The organism is Mesorhizobium sp. M7A.T.Ca.US.000.02.2.1 (assembly GCF_003996995.1).
GTDB lineage: Bacteria > Pseudomonadota > Alphaproteobacteria > Rhizobiales > Rhizobiaceae > Mesorhizobium.
Genome location: NZ_RZTT01000321.1, coordinates 1 through 7104, shown reverse-complemented (window position 1 = coordinate 7104; position 7104 = coordinate 1). Strand labels below are relative to the sequence as shown.

Below are 7104 nucleotides of genomic sequence, written 5' to 3'. Positions count from 1 at the left end.
TGTCGACGGCGTGCTGGGCTTAGCGCTGCTTCCGTCGAGCGATTTCTCCGGCCCGGTATCTTTCTGGCCGTACTGGAAAACGCGCTTCAGAACCTGGTCGTCTGGCGGCTTCGGCGGTTCCGGAGCCGGCTTTTGTTCAGGCGGCTTTTCAGCCTTCTTTTCAGGTGTCGGCTCAGGTGGCTTTGGAGCAGGTTTCGGCTTGGGCTTCTCGGGTGGCGGCACGATCGCGACATTGACGGGCTGTTCCTGCTGAACCGGCTGCTGCTCGGGTCTCGGCAGGCCATAGACCAGAAACGCCGCGATGAGCGCATGCAGGATCAGCGATGCGGGCAAAGCCCACAGCAGATGCCGCCGCCGTTCTCCTGTCTCGCCCTTCATCCTCACCGATGTGGAATGAAATAGCGGCGGCTTCAAGCATAGGTGGTGGATTGGCTTGATTTAACCGCTGACAGGTTGGTGATCGGATGACGACGCGCAGACCCCAGGTCAGCCAGTTTGCCGCTGGCGCGGGATCCCGTCCAGAAACCGTTCGTCCAGCCGTGTCTCGCCAAACCAGTTCAGCCGGTTGATGCTGATGAAGCCGGCATCGATCGCCTCGTTTTCGTCACCCGGCTGGCTGTCATGGGCCCGACCGCGCGGCACCGTGATGATAGTGCGATCGCCATCGCTTTCCACGATCTCGGCCTTGCGGGCGATCTTGTCGCGACCGATGCGCGGCTGCCGGATTTCGGCCGGCAGCGCCGTTGGCAGGTTGACGCTCAGCCAATGACCCTCCGTCGCCCATTCTGCGCGCGATTGCCACAACGAGGCGATTAGCGCGCCAAGCCATTGGTCGTCGCCATCGGTGAAATCAGGATTTTTCACGCGTGAGAAGCCGATGGCTGGAACGCCCCAGAACGTCGCCTCCCGCGCAATGCCGAGCGTACCGGAATAGGCAAGGTCCTCGGCAACGTTGCGGCCATCGTTGACGCCCGACAGCACAAGGCCCGGCTTCCCGGAATCGGCGAACAGCCAGGTCATGGCGCTTACCACGCAATCGGCCGGGGTGCCGGAACAGGAGTACCAGTTCGGTTTGACGCGCCGCATGGTCAACGGCCTGGCAATCGTCAATGACGAGCCGGCAGCGGTGCGCTTGCCGTCGGGCGCGACCACCCAGACATCGTCGCTCAACGCGCCGGCCGCATTGACCAGACGGGCAAGCCCCGGCGCTTCGATGCCGTCGTCGTTGCAGATCAGAATTCTCATCGTTTTCTTGCCTCCGACACCACTATGCGCTGGCCGGTGCGGCATTGCGTGCGCAGCGACGGGATGTGGGTTTGCAGATCGCCGAGAAGGTCCGGCGTGCAGGAATGACCGAGTGCGGCGGGACGGCCGGCCTTCTCCCAGATGTCGACATTGCCCGACAGCGTCGGATGGGTCGGCATGCGCACCCAGTCCGCCCGGCCGGCCTTGTGCAACAGATCGCCCGGCGAGCCTGACGGCAGATGGCCGGTAAGCAGCACCGGAAAACCGGAATGGTCGGCACGCGGCAAGAGGCGCGACGACGGGCCGGCTTCACCCATGCCGTCATCCGCCAGCAACGGCGTGGACGGCAGGGGATCAGCATCGGCCCAGTCGGCTGCTTCCTGCAAGCGGCGGCGCAGCAACGCGCAAACACCCGGCAACAAGGCTGCCGTGGCGCCGATCTGCGCTTCCAGGGACGAACGCATGCCGGCATGGATCGCGAACGGCCCAGGCAAGGCCGCGATCAGTTCCAGCGACCGACCCGAGAGCGGCGTCGGCAAAAGACACCCGTCCGAATGCTTCGCCACCCATTGCGAGATTTCACGCGCACGCGCCGCCCCCGGCACCGGATCGGCGCCATAGGAAGCATCGAGGACAAGCAGGTCGCAGTGCGGGATCGTATCCATGACGAAGACATTGCTGTCCGGCACCACATCGGCCGAATAGGCGACGAGGCTCTCGCCATCGTCCACGGCAAACCAGACGCCGCCCACGACATGCCCCGAGCGTCCCGTCCGGATCGCGAGATTTCCGCTCTTCAGCGTATCGCCGGGTTCGAACAATTCGATGCGGTCTTCGGGAAAAGGGAACCGCCTGAAATCCTCGGGCTCAGCATAGCCCGCGAGCGTGGCAGGCGCCTCATTGCGGGTCTCGGCCGTCATGAAAATCCGGCCGGCATAGCCGCGCGACAGCAGCCAACTCAGCGCGCCGACATGATCCTCATGCGCATGCGAGACGAACAGCGCGTCGATATCGGTGACCGCCCCGTCCAGCGCCGGATAGTAGTCCGCGCCCGAAGCGCCAACCTTGATGCCGACGTCGAGCAGGATGCGATCCTTGCCGCTGCTGACAGCAAGGCTGGTGCGGCCCTTTTCGCCAAAGCCGCCGAGCAGGTCGAGCATCATCACGATGCCGCCCCCGCCGCCGGGATCAGCCAGCCGGACCGTATCCGCAGACGCGCCTGGGCTCCGCTCTCCAGCACAACCGGGTCGGGCTGTTCGAAATGCAAGGTGAGATCGGGACTGGTCGAAGGCGTGAATTCGATGTGCGCCGAGCCACCCTGATAGATCACCCGCTTGACCAGGCCATCGAAGCCGGGACCGTCCGGCGACACGTCGAGATCGGCCGACCGGCAGCAGATCTTGGCGCCAGCGCGAGGCCGCTCGCCTGGCCGGCAGCGGACAATCAGTTCAGTCCCGAGAACCCGGATCTTGCAGTGGCCCACCTGCTCCGCGCTCAGCACGTCGGCGGGCAGCAAAATGCCTTGCGAAATGAAGGATGCGACCATTTCATTTGCCGGCTCATGATAGAGCTCGCGCGGCGTCGCCAACTGGGCAAGGCGCCCGTCATCCATCACCGCGATGCGGTCGGCCAATGCCATCGCCTCGGCCTGATCATGGGTGATGTAGACGATGGTGGTGCCGGTGCGCTTGTGGAAGGATGCGAACTCGTCCTCCATCGATGCCCTCAGATGCACGTCGAGGTTGGCGAGCGGCTCATCGAACAGCACTAGCGAGGGCGCGGCGACAAGGCAGCGCGCCAGCGCCACGCGCTGGCGCTGGCCGCCGGAAAGATTGGCCGGCCGACGCTCGCCCAGCCCTTGCAGATTGACAAGGGCGAGTGCGTCTTCAACCTTCCGGCGGGCGACAGCCTTGTCGAGCTTCGCCACCTTCAGCGAATAGCCGATGTTCTCGGCCACCGTCATATGCGGCCACAGCGCATAGTTCTGGAAGACGATGCCGACACGCCGCTTTTCCGGCGCGACGCTGCCGCCCTTGCCCGACACGACCTCATTGCCGATGCGGATTTCGCCTGAGGTCACTTTCTCGAATCCGGCCACCAGCCTCAGCAACGTCGTCTTGCCGCACCCGGAAGGGCCGAGCACTGCCAGGAACTCGCCGTCGGCGACGTCGATCGACACGTCCTTGACGGCATCGAAATTGGCGAAGCTCTTGGTCACATTGTCCAGGCTCAATCGCGCCATGGCAGCACTCCGGTCGGAAGGTAGGGAGCAAGCAGATTGGTGACCAGCATCAGCACGAAGGTGACCGCCACGGTGATGACGGACATCGCCGCCGCATAGTTGGAATCGCCGCCCTGCTCGAAGGAGAACATCACCACGCCGATGGTTTCCGAGCCCGACGACCACAGCAGCGCCGAAACGGTGAGTTCGCTCAGCGCCGTCATGAAGATCAGCAGGCCGCCGGCGATCGCCGCCGGTGCCACCAAGGGAAAGATGATCGTGCGCATGCGCGTGAACAGCCCGGCGCCGGCCACTTGCGCAGCCTCCTCCAGCGCCCGGTCGATCTGGTGGTAGCCACTGATGGTTGGCCGCAGCGCCAGCACCAGGAAGCGGGCAAGATAGGCGTAGAGGATGATCCAGACGGTGTTGTAGAGCTGGATGCCAGTGAGCGGGATCGGCCGCAGGAACATGAGCAGCGAGGCGATCGCCAGCACCACGCCGGGCAAAGCGTAGGGGAGCTCGACCGACAGATTGAGCAGCCGCACCCAGCGCTGCTTGCCCCAGGCGATCAGATAGCCGATCGGCACGGCAACCAGGACCGCGAAGAAGGCCGCCGCGATCGACAGCCAGAAGCTGTTGAAGAAGGCGCGGCTGGCGGCATCATGCTCGAACAGCACGAAGCGATAATTGTCGAAGGTTGCCGTCTTGGCGGTGAGCGCGATGCCGTAGCCCGGCACCAGCGATGTCAAGACTAGCCCGAACAGCGGCAGGAACAGCACCACGATAATCAGCAGCCACATGCCGGCCTGCACGGCGGGCCGCCAGCGGCCGAGTTCATAGGGCTCGGCCGAAAGCGATGTGGAACTGATGCGATAGTCGCGGCGGCGGCTCATGATCTCCTGGGCAAGGATACCGGCCATGGCGATGATGCCGATCAGCACCGACAGGAACGCGGTTTCGCCGAGGACGGCGGGGCCGCCGCCGGCCAGCTTCTGATAGATCAGCGTCGGCAGCACGAGATAGTTGGCGGGAATGCCCAGAAAGGCCGGAATGCCGAAATTGCCGACGCAGGAGACGAAGGCAAGTGCGGCGGCGGCCATGATCGAGGGCGTCATCAAAGGCAGCACGATGGTGACCAGCACGGTGAACCAGCCGGCACCGCCCGCTCGCGCCGCTTCGATCAGTTCGCGCGGCAGCTTGCGCAGGCCGGCGCGCACCAGCAGGAAAACCAGCGGCCCATACTGCACGCCGAGCAGCAGGATGATGCCCGATGTCGAATAGAGCGGATTCCTGGTACCGAGCGGCGGTGCCGCCCCGAACAGCTTGAGGAACGGGCTTGCCGGGCCGAACAATTGCAGCCAGGCCAGCGCCGTCACCTGCGGTGCGATCATCAGGGGCATGACGTAACAGAGCACCATGGCGCTGCGGGCGCGGATATCGGTCAGAGTGACGAGGACGGCCACCAGCGTTCCCGACAGCACCGCAAGCAGGGTGCCGCCGATACCGACGACCAGTGTGTGCCAGGTGGCGATCCAGGTCGCCGGACTGGCGAGCCCCGCCTTTATCGCGACGGCCGACAGCGTGCCGCCGGGTGCCACGATCTCCTTGATCAGGCGCAGCATTGGCAGCAGCGAAAGCAGGACGATGACGATGGCTACCGCCGCCGTCAGGACCATTTCCTGGCCCCGGCTTTCCCTGATCCGTGTTGACATGATTGCTTTTCCTGGGATCGATCAGCCGATGCGCTCGGGTTTCGCAGTCGGCATGCCGCTAGAGGGGCATGCCGACTGGATTGCCGGCTCAGCCGCCGAACAGTTCCGAGAACTTCGCCTTGTCGGCGTCGGTCTTGGCAACGATTGCCTTGGTGTCGAACGGCATCACTGTGACCTTGACGCCTTCCGGCAGCCATTCGGGGCGGCCGACCGAAGCGCGCGCCGGCAGATAGCCCATCGATAGCGCCAGCTTCTGGCCGTCATCGGAAAGAATGAAGTCGACGAACTTCTTGGCGCCCTCGACATTCCTGGCGGTCTTCATGATGGCGACCGGTTCGGTCACCGCCGGCACGCCTTCCGACGGGAAAACGAACTCGACCGGCGAGCCCTTCTTCTTGGCGTTCATCGCCATGAAGTCGACCAGGATGCCATAGGGCTTCTCGCCTGATGCCACCGACTTCAGCACCGCACCATTGCCGCGCACGCTGACGGTGTTGTTGGTCTTCAGCTTCTGGAAGAAATCCCAGCCATAATTGGTATCGCCGACGAAGCCCGAAAGCAGGTAGGCAGCGGCACCCGAATAGAGCGGGCTCGGCATGACCAGGCCATCTGCATAGGCCGGCTTGGCGAGATCGGCCCAATGCTGCGGCTTCTCGGTCGCCGCGGTGTTGTAGACGATGCCGGTGGTGATCAGCTTGCTGCCGAAATAGGTCTTGTCGGCATCATAGGCATCCGCCTCGATGCCTTCGAGCTTTGCCTCGGGATAGGGCAGCAGCCGGTCGTCCTTCTTCAACAGCTCCATCGAGACCGCATCGGCGATCAGAAGCACGTCGGGCTGCGGGCTGCCGGCGGCAAACTCGGCCGCCATCTTGGTCAGGATATCGCTCGTTCCGGAGCGATAGATGGTCACGTCGATACCCGGCTGCGCCTTCTTGAAGGCATCCACGGTCTTGGCCGCGTCGGCTTCTGGTTGGGACGTGTAGAGCGTCAGTGTTTCGGCGTTTGCCACCCCGGCAAACAAAGTTGCCGCGAGTGCCAGCTGGCTGGCCAGCAGCTTGATGAAGTGCGTCTTCAATGAGACCTCCTGTCTTGTCTGTGCATGACCGGTCCGGCTCTGGCCGGCTCCCCGTCTCTTCCTCCCTGCACGGCGCATATGACTGGTGGATGACACAGCGCGTGAAACCCACAAAATATGTTCATATGTACGATGTCAATTACAAATGAACAGAAATGTGCGACAATCGACACGCCGAAGATCCGGCATCAGTTGACATCCGGCCGGTGTTTCCTTGATGAGCACCGGGCAGGCCACGGCTCATGAGGGACAGGAACCGATGACCACAGAAAAACCCAGACAGGCTCGCCTGCCGATGGTCTCGTCGGACCTTACCGTCAAGACGGCATGGCTCTACTATGTCGAAGGTTTCACCCAGGAACAGATCGCCGAAAAGCTCGATGTCTCCAGGGTGAAGGTCATGCGTACCCTGGCCTCGTGCACCGCCGAGGGCATTGTCGTCACCATGATCAACGCGCCGACCGCCGGACAGGTGGCGCTCGAGCGGGAACTGGAAAAGCGCTGGGGTCTGAACGCCGCCGTCGTCATCCCGACGCCGTCGGGGCATGACCATCTGGAGAAGGCCATCGGCCACGCCGTCGCGGCCTATCTCGGCGAGCAGATGCAGGACGGCATGACGCTGGCGATCGGTGGCGGCGCGACCCTGCATGCCAGCCTCGGCTTCCTTGCCCGCCGGCAGTTGAAGCGTGCCTGCGTGGTGGCGCTCGTCGGCAGCCTGCCGCATTCGCAATGGATCAATCCATCGATCGTCGCAGCCAAGGTCGCAGACGTCTTCGAGGTCGACAGCTACCAGATCACCGCGCCGGTGACGGTCGACAATTCCTCGCTGCGTGATCTCCTCTGGGCACAGC

At 63.8% G+C, this 7104-nt stretch carries 6 protein-coding genes and 1 pseudogene; 1 reads left to right on the top strand and 6 read right to left on the bottom strand.

Annotated elements, in window-relative coordinates; genetic code table 11:
- The 6 genes and pseudogenes from EOD15_RS24880 to EOD15_RS24855 form a co-directional block, all read right to left on the bottom strand.
- A pseudogene (locus tag EOD15_RS24880) lies at positions 1-378 on the bottom strand (hypothetical protein); the annotation flags it as partial.
- A 108-nt stretch (positions 379-486) separates the two neighbouring features.
- On the bottom strand, positions 487-1245 hold the full coding sequence (locus EOD15_RS24875) for a 5'/3'-nucleotidase SurE (protein ID WP_127321713.1): 759 nt from the start codon (positions 1243-1245) through the stop codon (positions 487-489).
- On the bottom strand, positions 1242-2408 hold the full coding sequence (locus EOD15_RS24870; protein WP_127321717.1) for an MBL fold metallo-hydrolase: 1167 nt from the start codon (positions 2406-2408) through the stop codon (positions 1242-1244). Before EOD15_RS24870 ends, EOD15_RS24875 begins: the two co-directional genes overlap by 4 nt.
- Complete coding sequence (locus EOD15_RS24865; RefSeq protein WP_127321714.1) at positions 2408-3487, bottom strand: ABC transporter ATP-binding protein; 1080 nt, start codon at positions 3485-3487, stop codon at positions 2408-2410. Before EOD15_RS24865 ends, EOD15_RS24870 begins: the two co-directional genes overlap by 1 nt.
- Positions 3475-5178, bottom strand: a complete 1704-nt coding sequence (locus EOD15_RS24860) for an iron ABC transporter permease (RefSeq protein WP_127321715.1) — start codon at positions 5176-5178, stop codon at positions 3475-3477. Before EOD15_RS24860 ends, EOD15_RS24865 begins: the two co-directional genes overlap by 13 nt.
- Positions 5179-5266: 88 nt before the next feature.
- Positions 5267-6253, bottom strand: a complete 987-nt coding sequence (locus EOD15_RS24855) for an ABC transporter substrate-binding protein (protein WP_127321716.1) — start codon at positions 6251-6253, stop codon at positions 5267-5269.
- 259 nt (positions 6254-6512) lie between these two features.
- Between EOD15_RS24855 and EOD15_RS24850 the strand changes: the two genes are divergently transcribed.
- On the top strand, positions 6513-7104 hold a 592-nt coding region (locus tag EOD15_RS24850; protein WP_281035578.1), incomplete at its 3' end, for a sugar-binding domain-containing protein.

Bases quoted from the DNA above. Each gene is read 5' to 3' on its own strand.
- EOD15_RS24870 (WP_127321717.1), bottom strand. From the start codon at position 2,408: ATGATGCTCGACCTGCTCGGCGGCTTTGGCGAAAAGGGCCGCACCAGC.
- EOD15_RS24865 (WP_127321714.1), bottom strand. From the start codon at position 3,487: ATGGCGCGATTGAGCCTGGACAATGTGACCAAGAGCTTCGCCAATTTC.
- EOD15_RS24875 (WP_127321713.1), bottom strand. From the start codon at position 1,245: ATGAGAATTCTGATCTGCAACGACGACGGCATCGAAGCGCCGGGGCTT.
- EOD15_RS24860 (WP_127321715.1), bottom strand. From the start codon at position 5,178: ATGTCAACACGGATCAGGGAAAGCCGGGGCCAGGAAATGGTCCTGACG.